The sequence below is a fragment of the Chryseobacterium shigense genome (assembly GCF_014207845.1).
In the GTDB taxonomy this organism is placed as follows: Bacteria; Bacteroidota; Bacteroidia; order Flavobacteriales; family Weeksellaceae; genus Chryseobacterium; species Chryseobacterium shigense_A.
Genome location: NZ_JACHLC010000003.1, coordinates 287,066 through 304,720 on the forward strand (window position 1 = coordinate 287,066; position 17,655 = coordinate 304,720).

The 17,655-nt window shown below is 37.1% G+C and carries 14 protein-coding genes; 8 read left to right on the forward strand and 6 right to left on the reverse strand.

Annotation, left to right across the window (positions count from 1 at the left end; translation table 11 throughout):
* The first annotated feature begins 74 nt into the window (after positions 1-74).
* The 3 genes from HNP36_RS14140 to HNP36_RS14150 all read left to right on the forward strand — a co-directional run bounded on the left by HNP36_RS14140 (position 75) and on the right by HNP36_RS14150 (position 3,769).
* Positions 75-854, forward strand: coding sequence for a sensor histidine kinase (locus HNP36_RS14140; RefSeq protein ID WP_184164821.1), 780 nt, complete (start codon positions 75-77; stop codon positions 852-854).
* 249 nt (positions 855-1,103) lie between these two features.
* Complete coding sequence (eno, locus tag HNP36_RS14145; RefSeq protein WP_184164824.1) at positions 1,104-2,396, forward strand: phosphopyruvate hydratase; 1,293 nt, start codon at positions 1,104-1,106, stop codon at positions 2,394-2,396.
* An 86-nt stretch (positions 2,397-2,482) separates the two neighbouring features.
* Entirely contained in the window at positions 2,483-3,769 is a 1,287-nt protein-coding gene (locus HNP36_RS14150; RefSeq protein WP_184164827.1) for a citrate synthase, read from the forward strand.
* A gap of 65 nt (positions 3,770-3,834) precedes the next feature.
* On the opposite strand, the gene HNP36_RS14155 is transcribed toward HNP36_RS14150, so the two are convergent.
* Positions 3,835-4,158, reverse strand: a complete 324-nt coding sequence (locus tag HNP36_RS14155; RefSeq protein ID WP_184164830.1) for a nuclear transport factor 2 family protein — start codon at positions 4,156-4,158, stop codon at positions 3,835-3,837.
* A 21-nt stretch (positions 4,159-4,179) separates the two neighbouring features.
* Positions 4,180-4,974: an SDR family oxidoreductase gene (locus HNP36_RS14160; protein ID WP_184164833.1), complete on the reverse strand. Its 795-nt coding sequence runs from the start codon at positions 4,972-4,974 to the stop codon at positions 4,180-4,182.
* 120 nt (positions 4,975-5,094) lie between these two features.
* Here HNP36_RS14160 and HNP36_RS14165 point away from each other — a divergent pair, with 120 nt between their 5' ends.
* Positions 5,095-5,454 (forward strand): winged helix-turn-helix transcriptional regulator, encoded by a 360-nt coding sequence (locus HNP36_RS14165; protein ID WP_184164836.1) that lies wholly within the window; start codon positions 5,095-5,097, stop codon positions 5,452-5,454.
* A gap of 67 nt (positions 5,455-5,521) precedes the next feature.
* On the opposite strand, the gene HNP36_RS14170 is transcribed toward HNP36_RS14165, so the two are convergent.
* Positions 5,522-5,686, reverse strand: a complete 165-nt coding sequence (locus HNP36_RS14170) for a hypothetical protein (protein ID WP_184164839.1) — start codon at positions 5,684-5,686, stop codon at positions 5,522-5,524.
* Positions 5,687-5,989: 303 nt separating this feature from the next.
* Between HNP36_RS14170 and HNP36_RS14175 the strand changes: the two genes are divergently transcribed.
* From HNP36_RS14175 to HNP36_RS14185, 3 genes are all read left to right on the forward strand, one after another.
* Complete coding sequence (locus HNP36_RS14175; RefSeq protein ID WP_184164842.1) at positions 5,990-6,904, forward strand: dimethylarginine dimethylaminohydrolase family protein; 915 nt, start codon at positions 5,990-5,992, stop codon at positions 6,902-6,904.
* Positions 6,905-6,977: 73 nt separating this feature from the next.
* Positions 6,978-7,901 (forward strand): citrulline utilization hydrolase CtlX, encoded by a 924-nt coding sequence (ctlX, locus tag HNP36_RS14180; RefSeq protein WP_184164845.1) that lies wholly within the window; start codon positions 6,978-6,980, stop codon positions 7,899-7,901.
* 136 nt (positions 7,902-8,037) lie between these two features.
* On the forward strand, positions 8,038-9,798 hold the full coding sequence (locus tag HNP36_RS14185) for a discoidin domain-containing protein (protein WP_194304138.1): 1,761 nt from the start codon (positions 8,038-8,040) through the stop codon (positions 9,796-9,798).
* A gap of 177 nt (positions 9,799-9,975) precedes the next feature.
* Here the strand turns inward: HNP36_RS14185 and HNP36_RS14190 are convergent, their stop codons facing one another.
* From HNP36_RS14190 to HNP36_RS14200, 3 genes are all read right to left on the reverse strand, one after another.
* Positions 9,976-10,857 carry an alpha/beta hydrolase gene (locus HNP36_RS14190; RefSeq protein ID WP_184164848.1) on the reverse strand — a complete coding sequence of 294 codons (882 nt, stop codon included), beginning with the start codon at positions 10,855-10,857 and terminating at the stop codon, positions 9,976-9,978.
* Positions 10,858-10,944: 87 nt separating this feature from the next.
* The gene (locus tag HNP36_RS14195) at positions 10,945-13,251 is read right to left on the reverse strand and encodes an outer membrane beta-barrel family protein (protein WP_184164851.1); all 2,307 of its coding nucleotides are present in this window, start codon (positions 13,249-13,251) and stop codon (positions 10,945-10,947) included.
* A gap of 48 nt (positions 13,252-13,299) precedes the next feature.
* Positions 13,300-15,543 carry an outer membrane beta-barrel family protein gene (locus tag HNP36_RS14200; protein ID WP_184164854.1) on the reverse strand — a complete coding sequence of 748 codons (2,244 nt, stop codon included), beginning with the start codon at positions 15,541-15,543 and terminating at the stop codon, positions 13,300-13,302.
* A gap of 329 nt (positions 15,544-15,872) precedes the next feature.
* Here HNP36_RS14200 and HNP36_RS14205 point away from each other — a divergent pair, with 329 nt between their 5' ends.
* On the forward strand, positions 15,873-17,651 hold the full coding sequence (locus tag HNP36_RS14205) for a carboxypeptidase-like regulatory domain-containing protein (RefSeq protein WP_184164858.1): 1,779 nt from the start codon (positions 15,873-15,875) through the stop codon (positions 17,649-17,651).
* Positions 17,652-17,655 lie beyond the last annotated feature (4 nt).

The window sequence follows — 17,655 nt, forward strand, 5'->3', positions numbered from 1 at the left end:
TTTTATTGCGGGTAACTATTTTTGCTTAATATTATACAGTTTTGCTTATTTTCAATGGAAAAAAAAGAAAAACAATGCCAGAAAAAATTAAACTTACAATATTATTGATTGGTGTAATTATTCTTTTTATAGTTATAAGTTTAGCATTCACTACTTATTTATTTAATAAAAAAAGACTACTTTTTATACAAGAGCAGAAACTCCAACAAGCCGAACACCAAAACCAGCTCCTCCAAAAAGAACTCGAAAAACAAAAATCGATAGAACAGGAACGTGAAAGAATTTCCCACGATATGCATGACGATCTTGGAGCCGGAATTTCAGCACTGAAGCTACAAGCAGAATTCTTAAAACAAAAAGCAGGAGATGATGACCTGCAAAATGATATCAACGAACTTCTGAAAACATCAGAAGAAATGAATCTTTCCATGCGCGAAATGTTGTGGAGTCTGAACTCAGGAAATGATACGCTGGGAAGCTTTATAGACTATGCAATACAGTATGCAGATAATTTTTTGAGAAAAACAAAAATAAAGCTCTGGTCGGAAAGTGAAGATATTATTTCAGATACCCCAATTTCTACGGAACTGAGACGGAATATGTTTCTGTGCCTAAAAGAAGCCGTTAATAACGTCTACAAACATAGCCATGCCAATACCTTGAAGCTTTACTTCTTACAGGAAAAAAACATTTTTACCATGAAGATTTCTGATGACGGGACTGGAATTCAGGACGGACATTCCGAAGGAAACGGCCTCAGAAATATGAAAAGGAGAATGCAGGAACAGGAAGGAGAATGCCATATTGTAAAAGAAGGTCCCGGAACCCAGATCCTTTTCAGAATAAAAGTATAAAACAATAAAAATGAATTGCTGTAAATAAAGAGAAAGTATTCTCTAGATAAGTGAAATATTATTTAAAAGTACAGATTGAACTATAATTCTTCAATGCTATAAAAAACATTGGAATTTTTTTTATTTATTACCAAATATTAAAGCCCACTTTTTTCATCAGGTTAGTTTTTTCATTAAATTTGTCATCAAGTATAGATTAATAATAAACACAACTTGAAGCGTTTGCGGAGAGTTTAAAACTAAAAAAATATGAGTGCAATTTCTTTTATAGAGGCGAGACAAATTTTGGATTCCAGAGGAAATCCTACCATTGAAGTAGATGTATTTACAGAAAGCGGTGCCATGGGGCGTGCTGCTGTACCATCCGGAGCATCTACAGGTGAACATGAAGCAGTGGAATTACGTGACGGTGGTTCAGATTTTATGGGTAAAGGAGTCCTGAAAGCTGTTGAAAATGTGAAAGAAGTAATTGCAGAAAACCTGATCGGGCTACCTGTTTTTGAACAGAACTTTATTGATAGAGTTATGATCGACCTGGATGGAACTCCGAACAAAGGAAATCTTGGTGCCAATGCAATCCTGGGTGTTTCTTTAGCGGTAGCCAGAGCTGCAGCAGCTGAATTGAGAATGCCTTTATACAAATATGTTGGCGGTGTTAATGCCAACACACTTCCTGTTCCAATGATGAATGTAATCAACGGAGGATCTCACTCAGATGCACCTATTGCATTCCAGGAATTTATGATTATGCCGGTAAAAGCAGATTCTTTCTCTCATGCTTTGAGAAAAGGAACTGAAATTTTCCATAACCTGAAATCTATCCTTCATTCAAGAGGTCTTTCTACGGCAGTAGGGGACGAAGGAGGTTTCGCACCAACGTTCAAAGGAACTGAAGATGCTTTGGATACTTTACTTCAGGCTATCGAAAAAGCAGGTTACAAACCAGGTGATGATATCATGCTGGCTCTTGACTGTGCAGCTTCTGAATTTTATAAAGACGGAATTTACGACTACAGAAAATTCCAGACTCCTGATGCAGCTCAGTTCTCAAGCAGTGAACAGGTTTCTTACCTTGCTGAATTGGCAGCGAAATATCCAATCATTTCTATTGAAGACGGAATGCAGGAAAACGATTGGGAAGGCTGGAAAATGCTTACTGATAAAATTGGTGACAGAGTACAGCTTGTAGGTGACGATTTATTCGTAACCAATGTAGAAAGACTTTCAAGAGGAGTAAAAGAAGGTATTGCCAACTCAATCCTTGTAAAAGTAAATCAGATCGGTTCCCTTTCTGAAACTATGGATGCCGTACAGATGGCTCAGAACAACAAATTCACTTCCGTAATGTCTCACAGATCAGGAGAAACTGAAGATTCTACTATTGCAGATTTAGCGGTAGCTATGAACTGTGGCCAGATCAAAACAGGATCTGCTTCAAGATCAGACAGAATGGCAAAATATAACCAGCTGTTGAGAATTGAAGAAGCATTAGGCGATACTGCTTTTTTCCCAGGGTTAGACGCATTTAAGATCAAAAGATAATTGAATTTATAAATAACGGCAAGCGATAATTTTTGTTTGCCGTATTTTATAATTAGTAGTATATTTAGAAACAAAATAAATAAATAATGTCAGACAACAAAGTAATATTGAATTACGACGGTAATTCATATGAATATCCAATTGTGGATAGTACTATCGGAGACAGAGGGATTGATATTTCGAAATTAAGAGACCAGACAGGTTTAATCACTCTGGATTTAGGTTACAAAAACACCGGAGCTACCCTTAGCGACATCACTTACTTAGACGGAGATAAAGGAGAATTATTCTACAGAGGTTATCCAATTGAGCAAATTGCTGAAAAATCAAACTTCACAGAAGTAATGTACCTTTTATTACATGGGGAATTACCAACTCAAGATCAATTCAATACCTTCAACGGTAACATCAAAAAATATAATTTCGTAGCAGAGGAGATGAAAAAAATTATCGATGCTTTCCCTCGTTCTGCTCACCCAATGGGAGTTTTATCTACTTTAACTTCTGCTTTAACGGCTTTCAATCCTAAAGCTGTTAATGTAAATTCTAAAGAAGAGATGGATTTAGCTGCAGAATTGCTTATTGCTAAATTTGCTCACCTTTGTGCCTGGACGTACAGAAAAACTTTAGGTTTGCCGCTTAACCACGGAGATAACAGCCTGAACTATGTTGAGAACTTCTACAAAATGGCATTCAGATTACCAAACGAAGAGTTTGAAATCAACCCTGTGGTAACTGAAGCATTAGATAAATTATTAATTCTTCATGCAGACCACGAGCAAAACTGTTCTACATCTACAGTAAGAATGGTAGGCTCTGCTCATACAGGTCTTTTTGCATCTGTTTCTGCTGGTATTTCTGCACTTTGGGGACCACTTCACGGGGGTGCAAACCAGGCTGTTATCGAAATGCTTGAATTAATTGAAAAAGATGGAGGTGACGTATCTAAATATGTTGCTAAAGCTAAAGATAAAAACGACAGCTTCCGTTTGATGGGATTCGGACACAGAGTTTACAAAAACTTCGACCCAAGAGCAAAAATCATCAAAAAAGCTGCTGATGATCTATTGAACGCACTTGGAATTCAGGATAAAGCGCTTGACATTGCCATGCAGTTAGAAAGAGTAGCTCTTGAAGACGAATACTTCGTAGAAAGAAAACTATATCCGAACGTAGACTTCTATTCAGGAATCATCTACAGAGCACTGGGAATTCCTACAGAAATGTTCACTGTAATGTTTGCATTGGGAAGATTACCGGGATGGATTTCTCAATGGAAAGAAATGAGACTGAAAGGAGATCCTATCGGAAGACCGAGACAGGTTTACCAGGGAGCCCAGCAAAGAGATTACATCAATATTGCAAACAGATAATATTGATTTCCAGATACAAAAATCCCAAAGCGAAAGCTTTGGGATTTTTTATTAAATTTTTTACATCAACCCGTAATTTTTAATTCTGAAATTTTCTCATTTTCAATCTTAAAATGAAATTTCAATGTAATTGGGCTGCCATCAAAAGTACCGGAAACATTTGTCCTTAAAATAATAACTTCATTTTCAGTGGAAATATCAATAATTTCCATTTTAGATTGATATTCCTTATTGGATCTTTCATTCCAGTCCTTTATCTCGCCTCTTCCTCTATAAGTTTTGCCTTCATCAAAAACCAGCGCCTCTTCCGAAAAACAATTAGAATATAAAACACTGTCAAAATGTTCCTGGGCTTTCAGTAATTCTTTTAAAATATCAGGTATCATCATATTTATAAATTTTTTAATTAATTAAATTGTGGGAATAGTTCCGCCATCAATCACATATTCCGTTCCGGTTAAATACTTGGCCCGTGGTGAAACCAGAAATCCTACAAACTCTGCAATATCTTCAGGTTGTGCAGGCTTGCCGATAGGAATTCCACCTAAAGCATCCATAACACTTTGTGTAGCTTCTTCAATAGTAGTTTCTGAACTTTCCGCAATACGTTCCATCATTTTGGTTGCAGAAGAAGTCATGATCCAGCCCGGAGAAACAGTAAGAACGCGGACACCTTTAGGAGAAACTTCTTTTGATAAACCTTTACTGTAATTAATCAGGCCGGCTTTAGCTGCTGCGTAAGGCAGTGTAGAATCAAACAAAGGCAATCTCCCCTGGATAGACGCAATATGAATGATAACTCCATCTCTGCGTTCCAGCATTTGAGGTAAAAAACCTCGGTCTAAACGGACAGGAGCCAGAAGATTCGTTTGGATGGTGTTCTCCCAGTCCTTATCATTCAGAACAGCGAAACCACCACCCGGAGTTTCTGAACCGCCAAGTGCGTTAATCAGAATATCCAGCCTTCCGAAAGATGATAAAATTTCTTTTACCAGCTTTTCATTTCCTTCAGGCCTGCTTAAATCAGCTGTGATGAAATGAAGTTTTTCATCCATACTTCCGGGATGATGCCTGGCTGTAATAATTACCGTTGCGCCGGCTTTTGAAAGTCTTTCTGCAATAGCTTTCCCTGTTCCTTTGGTTCCTCCTGTTACCAGAGCAATTTTATCAGATAATTCATTGTTGAAATCAAATAATTTTGTCATTTCTTTTTTGTACAAATTTCAGCCGTATAAGAGGTTTATACAAGTACGGAAATACGATTCACATAGGGATAAATTAATCCCCTATTGCAGTTTTTGTACCATTGAATTACATTTGTTTTTATGTATGAAAGAAAAATTTTACCCAATCTGAACTGTGGGCTTGACCTGATAGGAGAAGTTCTGTACGGAAAATGGAAAATACGTTTGCTTTGGTTTATCAATGAAGGATTTAAAAGACCAAGTGAATTGCAGAAAAAAATACCCGATGCATCCCGGCGTGTTCTGAATATGCAGTTGAAAGAGCTAGAAGAGCATGAGCTGATTACCAGGAAAATTTATCCGGTTGTCCCTCCCAAAGTTGAATACAGTCTTACGGAATTTGGAAACTCTTTGGTTCCGGTAATTTCTGTTTTGGGAGAATGGGGAGATAAAAATGAAGAACGCTTAAAAAAAGTAATTTTACAGCGGTTGATAAAGTAAATCTAACCTGCAAAGTCGGTGATAAAACAAAACCTGCTTATTAAAAGCAGGTTTATTAATTTTTCTATTATGGACAAACACAGTTTCCGCACGTCCAGATCGTACAGTTCCCATTTTCGTCCCATTCGCAGCAATATCTTGGTCTGATTGGACCAATACCTCCTACGATTGATTTCTGTTCGTTTCTTCCTAATTTTTGTGCATTTTTAAGCACAGGATTTTTCTTGTTCATGATTTTGATTTTTTGGTGTTAATAGTTAAGTTTTAATTCCATCAGAATTATATCACTAAGATATGAATTTATTTTGTAAAATATACTGTTTTTTACCTCTTATGTAGATGAAATATAGTTAGTTGTAGATGTTTTTTTTAAGAAATATAATGTCATTGTGAAATTATATGTAAAATTATTTACCGAAATATAGAGTCAAAGACTGAAATAAGTAATATTAAAATCAAATTTGATGCATAAAACAAATCAAAAGTTTTCCAGATAGAGACCTTTACTTATATTTGTAGTATTGCATAAATCTTTATGAAACTAAACATTAAAAACGAAACGGGCAGGCTGAAATCAGTTGTTCTAGGCCAGCCTAATTCAATGGGAGCCGTTCCCACACTGGAGGAAAGCTATGATGCCAAGTCATATTACTCCATCGAACATAATATGTATCCCAAAGAAGCGGATATTATCAACGAAATGAATGCTTTTGAAGCTGTATTGAAAAAATATGATGTGGAAGTGCTTAGACCAAGTATTATCAAAGATTACAACCAGGTTTTTTCAAGAGATGTAGCTTTTGTGATTGATGATAAAATGATCATTTCAAACGTAATTGCAGACAGAGCAGATGAACAGGATGCCTATAAAAAAGTTTTTGAAAAAGTAGCGTGGAGAAAAATTATCAATCTTCCCGAAACGGCCCATATTGAAGGTGGAGATGTAATTGTGTGGGACGATTTCCTTTTTATAGGAACATGTTTCAGTGAAGATTACAGAAATTATAAAACGGCAAGAACCAACGAATATGCTATTGAAATTCTGAAAGAATACTTTCCAAAGAAAAGAATTATCGACCTGGAATTAAAGAAGAATGACAAGGTTCCGTTTGAAGGGATCTTACACCTGGACTGTACTTTTAACCCGGTGGGAAAAGATAAGTGTCTTATTTATAAAAACGGATTTGTGGATGAAAGTGATTACCGTCTGATTGTTGATATTTTCGGAGAAGAAAACTGCTTTCACCTTAACGATGAGGAAATGTTTGAAATGTTCCCGAATATTTTCTCCATTTCCCCGGAAGTTGTGGTTTCAGATAAAACATTTACAAGAATGAACAACCATCTGAGGAACGAATGGGGAATGACAGTTGAGGAAATCCCTTACAGGGAAATCTCTAAAATGGGAGGACTGTTAAGATGTTCAACAATGCCTTTAGTAAGAGAGTAGATTGATTAAAGATTTAGATAGCTCATTGATAATCTTTTAATCCTTCAATCTTTTAATTTTTAAATTCAAAAACATGCAGACAACAGATACAGTATTAATGATAGAGCCGATTGCCTTCGGTTACAACGCTGAAACAGCAGAAAACAATTATTTTCAGGTAGAGCAGAAAGATTCAGATGTTCAGTCTAAAGCTTTGGCTGAATTCAACACTTTTGTGGCGAAGCTGAGAAGCAGAGGAGTTAATGTTATTACCATAAAAGACACATTAGACCCTCACACACCGGATTCCATTTTTCCGAATAACTGGGTAAGCTTTCATAAAGATGGGAAAGTAGTTTTATACCCTATGTTTGCTTCCAACAGAAGAGTGGAAAGAAGAGATGATATTATTGAAAGTATCGAAAACCAGGGATTTGAAGTTTCCGAAATTGATGACTGGTCATTCTCAGAAACACAGGGACATTTCCTGGAAGGAACAGGAAGTATGATCTTCGATCACGATAATAAATTGGCGTATGGCTCAGTTTCCTTAAGGCTTGATGAAAATCTGTTCAGAGCATTTTGTGAAAAATATGGCTTTACACCTGTAGTTTTTCATTCTTATCAAACGGTGGGAACAGAAAGGCTGCCTATCTATCACACCAATGTTATGATGTGTGTAGCAGATAAATTTGTAGTGATTTGCCTTGATTGTATCGATGATGAGCTGGAAAGAGAGAAAGTAATTGAAACCATTAAGAACTCAGGTAAGGAAATCGTTGAAATTTCAGAAGAACAGATGCAGCAGTTTGCAGGAAATATGCTTCAGGTTCAAAACAAAGAAGGACAGAAGTTTTTGGTGATGAGCCAGACAGCTTATCAGTCTTTAACAGCTGAACAGGTTGCAGCAATTGAAAAGTACTGTGAAATCATTTACTCAGACCTGAATACAATAGAAGTGAATGGAGGAGGAAGTGCCAGATGTATGCTGGCGGAGGTTTTTCTTCCGAAAAAATAATAGCTTTAAGAATCAATTGATTAGAAATATTTTCCGGCCTTGGAACAAGGCCGGAATTTTTTTGATCTGTTTCATTGATTCAAATTGAGACAAAAGACAAAAAAGTTACCTAAATTTGCTCCTTAAGCAAAAAATTATGAAGATACAGCAGTACTTTTTATCATTCGCTGTTTTGTTGGGAATGTTCGTTGGAGCCCAGCAGAAAACATTTTGTAACCCTATAAATATAGATTATGGCTATACGCCGTTCGAAGTATTCTCAAAACAGGGAAAACACCGCGCCACAGCTGATCCGGTGATCGTTAATTTTAAAAATAAACTATTCCTTTTCTCTACCAATCAGGAAGGATACTGGTACAGCGATGATATGTTGGACTGGAAATTTGTGAAAAGAAAATTCCTCAGAGACAATAAATACATCCATGACCTGAATGCACCTGCAGTTTGGGCTATGAAAGACACTCTTTACGTATATGGCTCTACCTGGGAACAGGATTTCCCGATCTGGAAAAGCACCAATCCTACCAAAGATGACTGGAAAATTGCAGTGGATACTTTAAAAGTCGGAGCCTGGGATCCTGCATTCCACTATGACGAAGATAAAAATAAACTCTATTTGTATTGGGGTTCCAGTAATGAATGGCCGTTATTAGGGACCGAAGTAAAGGTTAAAAATCTGCAGTCTGAAGGTTTTGTAAAGCCCATTATTAAATTAAAGCCTGAAGATCACGGTTGGGAAAGATTTGGGGAATATAACGACAATGTTTTCCTCCAGCCGTTTGTAGAAGGCGCATGGATGACCAAGCACAACGGGAAATATTATATGCAGTACGGAGCTCCTGCCACTGAATTCAGTGGATATTCTGATGGAGTGTATGTAAGTAAAAATCCTCTTGAAGGTTTTGAATACCAGCAGCATAATCCGTTCTCTTACAAACCGGGAGGTTTTGCAAGAGGAGCAGGGCACGGTGCTACTTTTGAAGACAATTATAAAAACTGGTGGCACATTTCAACAATTTTTATTTCCACTAAAAACAATTTTGAAAGAAGGCTCGGAATCTGGCCGGCAGGATTTGATAAAGATGATGTAATGTATACCAATACAGCTTACGGAGATTACCCAACCTATCTTCCGCAATTTGCACAGGGCAAAGATTTTTCAAAAGGGCTTTTTGCAGGCTGGATGCTTTTAAATTATAATAAACCTGTTCAGGTATCATCTACTTTAGGCGGATATCAGCCGAATTTGGCAGTGGATGAGGATATTAAGACCTATTGGAGTGCAAAAACAGGTGGCTCAGGAGAATGGTTCCAGACAGATCTGGGAGAAGTTTCTACCATTAATGCCATTCAGATCAACTATGCGGATCAGGACGTTGAATTTATGGGAAAAACCCTCGGAAAAATGCACCAGTACAAAATCTACGGATCCAATGACGGAAAGAAATGGAATGTTATTGTGGATAAAAGCAAGAATACCAAAGACGTTCCCCACGATTATGTAGAACTTGAAAAACCAGCTCAGGCAAGATTCCTTAAAATGGAAAACCTGAAAATGCCAACAGGAAAATTTGCATTAAGCGGTTTCAGGGTATTTGGAAAAGGAGCTGGGGTAAAACCTAAGAAAGTGGAAGGATTTGTTCCTTTAAGAGCTGATCCTAAAAAATACGGAGAAAGAAGAAGCATCTGGATGAAATGGCAGCAAAACCAGGATGCAGATGGATACGTGATCTATTGGGGGAAATCTCCCGATAAATTGTACGGAAGCATCATGGTGTACGGAAAGAACGAATATTTCTTCACCGGAGCAGACAGAACAGATTCTTATTATTTCCAGATCGAAGCCTTCAATGCCAATGGACTTTCAGAAAGAACAGAGGTGGTAAAATCTGAGTAAAATAGAAATAGCTTGAATCTTAATCATAAGATAAAATCTGCAATAGCAGCTCGGACTTTTAAACGCAAAGAAAATAAATTCAGAGAGCAAAGAACAATCAAATTAAAAAAATGATTTTCTTGAGGCTGACTTAAGAGAAAAACATACATAAAAACGCTTTGAATTTTTCAAAGCGTTTTATTTTTTATCAGGCTGTTTCAGGAAAGCATCAATTTTATTCATCAGGAACTGATCGTGGGGAGGTTTGTCCCAATCCAGATGGCCGCCGCTGAATTCATAAGTTTCATGCTTTACTTTATGCTGAATAAGAGCTGAATCCAGCTTTTTCATTTGAGATAAAGGGATAATATGGTCATTGTTTCCGTAAAAAGAGATCGTGGGCGGAGATGTTTCATTGATCCAGAAAACAGGATTGGGAATATCTGAATGGGTAATGTCGGTTGGAGTTGGTTTTGAGGAATCAATCATATGTTTTTCAACAAAAGAATAATCGGAATAATTCCTGAAATCGGCACTGTTTATATCTGCAGGGCCTACAATATTTACAACCGCCTTTACTTTTGTCCTGTGCTTATCATCAAAAATGCTGTTATACCCGTATAACATTGATAAATGCGCTCCTGCACTGTTTCCAAGCAAAATAAATTCAGGCTTAAATTTCATTTCCACGGATTTCTTAACCAATAAATCTAAAGCATTGTCAATGTCTTCTGTCTGGTTGGGAAGAATAAAGGAATCATTATCTGCCAGTCTGTAATTCATATTGGCAAAAGCATAATCAGGGAATTTTTTCATCATTGAAAGCGTAAAAAATGTCAGGTCAGACTTGTTTCCAGCCTTCCAGCCTCCTCCGTGAATAATCACAAAGACCCCTTTTATTGAGTTCCTGTTTTTAGGAGTATAAAGATCTAATTTTTGTTGGGAATCATTTCCGTAAGAAATATCTTTTTCCAATTCAAAAGAAATGTTTTCTCCAAGATTAATGGTTTTTTCCTTGCATCCGGTCCAGAGGAAGCAGATCAAAAGAAAATACAGAATGGTGATGAAACTTTTATACATAATCATAAAGATAGAAAACCCGCCGGAAATTCCGGCGGGCTTTTACCACAAAAAATAATTGAATTGAATATGAAGAATGATAGTTCTTTATCTTGTTCTGCTCTTGATGGCATCCGATGCGCCTTCTATGTCTCTTACCTTTTTCACTTTCTGGTTTCCGAAGTTGTAAGTAAGGCTTACGGTTACGCTTCTTCTGTACTGATCGTTTCTGATGTAGTTATAATTTCCGTTGGGCTGGTAATCCTCAATTTCCACAACATTGGTTCTTAATACATCATTAAGATTTACGGCGAAAGTCCAGTCGTTCCAGTTTTTCTTGATGCTTAAGTCTAAGCTCATCAGGTTTTTCAGCATTCCCAGTTCAATCTGCTGTTTGTCAACAAAGAAATAATTAACTCCCAGGAACCAGGTTTTCTTTTTGTCCAGACGTAGCGTATTGTTGCTGGTCACAATGAAACTTGTTGATTTTACATGATTGGTATATACTAAAGGCTTTCCCTCTTTATCTACAAAAGTTTCACCTGTGGTAGGATCTTCAGACAAAGAGCCGTTATTGATATTATGCTGAATTCCCGCATTGAAATTCAGGGTTAAATACTGTTTGAAGAAAGTCTTCTGAATTCCCACCATAGCGGACATTTCCTGTCTGTCACCGAAATTGGTCCTGATATAGCGAAGCACGCTCTGGTCACTTACCTGTCCGTCAGTTGTTTTTGTGAACCCTTGCAAAGGAACCTGTGTGATCTGATCTTTAAGGTAGGAGTGGTTCAGAATCAGGAAATATGAATTTTTATACATATACGTCAATTCCTGGTTGTAAGTCGATGATGCCTTCACAAAAGGATTGTTTTGGGTATAATTATATTCAGTGATGTAATTTCTTACCGGATTCAGCTCCCAGAAGCTTGGTCTTCTCATTCTGCTTGAGAATGAATAGGAAATATTGTTCTTGTCATTAATCGCGTAATTGAAGCTTAAGTACGGCAGAAAATTATTGTAATTTCTTTTAATGGTCTGATGTCTTTGAGATTCTATAGGATTGGTAGGGCTGTCTGCTGTGCCTAAACTGTTGGTAATTTCATACCTTGCTCCAATCTTTCCTGAGAATTTATCAGAGAACTTCTTTTCAAATGTCAGGTAAAGTCCGTAAATATTTTCATCGTAGATAAAATGGTTAAGTTCCGGGCTGGTTGTTGTACCGGTCAGATGGCCGAGATCATCATATGTATAATCGTAGGTAAGATTTTTTGTATCGTTATCCGTTTTTGTTTTATTAAAATTTCCTCCTGCGGAGAATGTGAAGTCATTTTTAAATTTCTGGATATAATCTGCCGTTCCCGAAAAATTATTGATGATCTGCGGAATATCCTGAACAATTGTTTTCCCGGTTCTTGAAAAATCACTCCAGTTGGTTATGCCGGGAAGCATGGTATTGTTTTTTGAAAACTGGAATCTTTTATAAATAAGATAGGCTGCATTTACGTTCAGCTTGCTTCCGAGAGAATCAAGTTTTAATTCGTAGTTCAGGTTAACCGAGTTGTTATAATTTCGGGCATCTTCCCTGTTTTTTGTTCTTGTATAGTTGGTTTCAAGGATTCCATCTTCATTAGGCTGAGTTAGGGTATTGAACAGATCAATCGTAGAATCATAGCTTCTGTTGGCCCATGAATTCCAGGATAAAGCTAAATTATTATTATCATTCAGCTGATAATCAATATTTAAATAGCCACCGATGTTTTTATTCGGATCATCGATGTTACCTACAGACTCATTTTTCATCTGATCCGTACCGTTTCTTAAAATATAACTCTGAGGCTGGATACTTTCTCCGCCGTTGAGGTTGGCACTGATTCCAAGTTTATCTTTACGGTAATTCACGGAAAAACTTGCCTGGCTGGAATTGTATTTGTTCTGGGTATTGGAGAATCTCATATTGCCGTTTGTACCGTCGCTCATTTTCTTTTTCAAAACAATATTGATGATCCCGTCTGAAGATTCCACCTGGTATTCACTTCCCGGAACCGTAATCACTTCAATCTTCTGGATATTTTCAGCCGGTGTATTTTTCAGGAACTGAGCCAGAGACTCGGCATCCATATTGGTTTTTCTTCCGTTGATGTAGATCAGGGCATTATTTTTTCCGGCAATCTTTAACGTTTTATCATCTGTTGAGGAAAGAAGCGGAGTCTGCTTCAACAGATCAAAAGTAGTATTTCCTTTGGCAACCGGGGAAGCTGCAACATCATACACAAAACGGTCACTTTGTTTTTTGAAAACCTGTTTGGTAAGGGTGATTCCTTCTATGGATTTTGTTTTTACAGTGTCTGATTTTTTTTCCTGTGCAAAAACTACGCTTCCTGAGATGGCTGCTGCCAGTATGATTATCTTTTTCATGATTCTTCTTATTTAAGTGAGGATGTGGTATAAATTTTTATATCAGACTTAAGTCCTTGATTTTATAGCATCGTTGGCCGATTTCATTTCTCGTGCCTTTTTCAGCTTCTGGTTCCCGAAATTGTAGGTTACCCCAATGTTCAGGATTCTTGAGTATTCGAAATTGACAACATTATTGTAGCTTCCGTTAGGCTGGATTCCCTGGATACTGTTGAAGTTCTGGTTGAATAGGTCATACACTTCAGCCACAAAAGTCCAGTTTCCCATGATTTTCTTTAAGCTTACATCAAAGCTCTGTCTTACACCCAATGTTCCGCTTTCAATCTTTACTTTACTTCCGTAGTAATAATTGATTCCCAGGAACCAGTCCTTATTTGAAGAAAGGCGAATGTTGTTATTGATATTACCGGATATATTGAAGTTCTTGAAATTGATTACATACGGATCAATCACCTCTGTTTGCCCCGGAACCGGAACCGAAGTAGGGTCCTCAGATACTGTACCTTTGTAGATGCTGTATCCTAAATTCACCGAATAATTGGTTGTCCAGATTTCTTTGAACCAGGATTTGTTCATTCCTAAAGTCAGCCCGAATTGCTTATTGTTTCCATAGTTGGTTCTGATGTATCTTAAGAATTTCGTAGTAGTCATTACAGGATTTCCGTTTTCATCATCCTGTAGCCCCGTTACGCTTCCCTGAAGAGGAATCTGGTTCGATGCATCTTCCACATAATTAAAGCTGAGGTTGGCAAAAAATGCATTTTTGTACATATAACTGATTTCCTGATTGTAGAACTTGGAAGCCAGTACGAAAGGATTATTCTGTGTATAGTTGGTTGGTGTAAAATAAGTTCTTGAAGGATTCAGCTCCCAGAATCTCGGTCTTCTGATCCTGCTGGAAAAGCTGTAGCTAAGATTATGATCTGAGCTGATGGCGTAGTTCAGGTTAAGATAAGGAAGAAGATTGTTATAATTTCTGTCGAAACTTGTCTTTCCAAGAATTTCGCCGCTGCTTCTCGTCATTTCATACCGGGCACCTATTTTTCCTGAAAATTTTTCACTCAGTTTTCTTTCATAGGTAATATAAGCTCCCAGGATTCTTTCCTTATAAATAAAGTGATTGGTTTGGTTAATATCATTCACAAAATCGTCGTCTACAAGGATATCCTGTCTTGTGTCATTATCCGTATTTGTGTGATTGTAGCTTACTCCCATCAGCCAGGTATGGCCCTTAGCGGTCTTTTTAAGATAGTCGATGTTGGCAGCATAATTATTGATGATCTGTGGGACAGATTGTCTCAATGCACTGTATGCGCTGTTCTCATCAATTTCAGAGGTATTGGTCAGCGGATAACTTTTGTTTACACTCATTTTATCCCTGTTAAACCACAGATAAGAAATATTGGAAGTAAGTTTGCTCCCGATAGAATCTGTCTTTATCTCATAATTCAAATTGAAAGAGTGATTTCTCGTCTGTGCATCCTCATGATTGATCGTTCTGTTTTCAAGAACACCGTCTTCCCAATTGGTTACATCAAGAATAGAGTTGAAACTTTTATTATACCTCATATTGTACGTAAACCCTAAACTGTGTTTCTTATTGATTTCATAGTCGATGTTCACGCTTCCGCCTACATTTTTATTCGGATCATCATTATAGCCTAAAGATTCATTTCTAAAAGTGGAATCTCCGTTTGAGAGCGTATATCTTTCTCTGTCCGTCCAGCTTCCCGTATTGAAATTGGAGTTTACAGACCATTTATTCTTTCTGAAATTGAATGAGGCACCTGCAGAAGGATTGTTATAATAAGCCTGCTCGTTATTCATTTTAAGAGTTCCGTTGTAGCCGTCATTTTTATTCTTCTTCATTACAATATTAATAACCCCTTCATTGGATTCTACCTGGAATTCGCTTCCCGGAGTTGTAATTACCTCAATTTTCTGTATATCTTCCGATGGAGTTCCTTTCAGCATTTCTATCAATGCTTCGGCATCCATATTGGTTTTCTTGTTGTTGATGTATACCACTACATCAGATTTTCCCATGATCTTCAACGATTTTCCATCAATGCTTGATACCATTGGTGTTTGTTTCAAAAGATTGAACGTATTGGTTCCTTTGGCAATAGGAGAGGAAGCCACGTCATAAATGAAACGGTCACTTTGTTTTTTGAAAACCTGCTTCTTGATATTGACAGCTTCAATGTTTTTTACTTTCAGGGTATCTTTTGTCTGCTGGGCAGCGGCAAGTCCACTGAAGAATAAGGCGGCAATGAGAATCTGAGTTTTCATGATGATTATTTTTTAGAGTTGTTTAATAGCTTGTATGAATGATTATTTAACATTACAAAGATATATAATAAAAATAGTATCATGCAATACAAAGTACTTAAAATATTTATATCGTTAATTTAACTTATTGATTTACAGGTGCTAAAATTTCATATAAAAATTGAAACTGCTTTTTACTTTCTACATAATTAGACAGTTCAACATGAAGGTTTGTTACACCGGAGATTAAAAATTAATTTGATTTAAAAAATAGTATATGAAAAATTAAGTAAAAATGGCGTCATATTTATTTTATGATTAATTTAGTATAAACTAAAAATTAATAACATATGAGAAAATTTTATCCCCTATTTTTGTTATTATTGCTAATGTTTTCATGTAAAAATGAAACATCCTTAGACATTGATGACAACAGTGTAACCCCTGAATCTAATTTTAATTTTGGAAATACAGTACAAAGAAACTTTCAGGGAGTAGTCCTTGATACCGGAGGAAATCCTGTAAGCGGGGCAACGGTAACCATAGGATCAAGCACGGCGCAGACAAATTTCAAAGGCTTTTTTACATTTAAAAATGCAGAGGTGAAGGAAAACTTTGCCCTTGTAAAAGTAACAAAACCCGGATTTATAGACGGTTCAAGAGTTATGGTTCCCACAAATGGAATCAACCGTGTGAATATTATGATGATTCCTGCAGCTACAACGGCCAGCATTAATTCAGGAACAACTTCTACAGTATCTTTGCCTAACGGAACAAAAGTGAAATTCGATGGAAGCTTCAAAGATGCAGCCGGAAATACTTACAGCGGAAGTGTGAATGTTGCATTGTATAATTTAGCATCATCCAATCCGTATCTGACTGAATTAATGCCCGGTTCCCTTCTCGCAGCCAATTCCGGCGGAAATGCAAGAATCATGGAAACGTTTGGAATGGTGCATGTTCAGCTTACAGGAAGTTCAGGACAGAAATTACAGATTGCAAACGGGCACACCGCTGAAATGACGGTGCCTATCGATGCTTCACAAACTTCAACTTCCCCCAATACAATTCCACTGTGGTCGTATAATGAAAACACAGGAATGTGGAATGAAGAAGGTTCCGCAACAAAGGTTGGAAATACTTATGTAGGAACAGTGAGCCATTTCTCATGGTGGAACTGTGATGCCCAGTTTCCGCAGGCCATCCTGAAAGTAACGGTGAAAAATCCCGCCGGATTACCAATGGTAAATGCAAAAGTAGCTTTAAAAAGAAGCAGCCAGAGCTATGAAACCTATGGAATGACAGATAATATGGGAACAGTAACAGGGATTATTCCCGCCAATGAAACTCTTACCCTGAAAGTATACGATGTTTGTAATACTGTAGTTTACACTTCAAATGTAGCACCTGTAACAGTGGGAACCACCATGACATTACCCGATATTACGGTAATTTCTACAGGGAATCAGTATATTATACAGGGTAATCTGAAAACATGTACCAATACTGATGTTACGGACGGTTATGTACTTTTAAGACCTGCAGCCGGTACCAATTATTTTCAGTACACCTCAGTTCCGGTAAGCAGTACAGGTAATTTTTCATTTAATGTTTATTCATGTACGGCCAATCCGCAGTTTATTCTGGAAGGATATGATTATACTAATCTTCAGACCTCAGGAGAAATACCTTTTACAGCCAATTTACCGGTTATGAATTTTAACAATCTTTCGGTTTGTAATTCGGTAAGTGAATTTATCAGCTATAAAATTGATAATCAAAATGTAAAATATGTTTTCGGGAATATCAACGCCCAATGGTCCGGTCTTACTTCAACCAGTCCGAATATCATTGCAAAACAATTAAGAATTAATTCTACATCAACTGCCGGAAATGCTTTCTTTATGACTCAGAATAATATGCTTGGAGTTCCGGGAAGCTTCAATGCAGATTATCTTTTTGAGTTTTCCGGGGGATATTTCAATCCTTCTACAGGAAATGTAGTGGTTCAGGTGACTAATTTCGGAGCGGCAGGAACTTACATTGATTTTACTGTAAACGGAACTTACACTGATACAAACGGAAACCATACTTTTACAGCAAATGGGCATGTAATAAGGGATCTTTAATCCT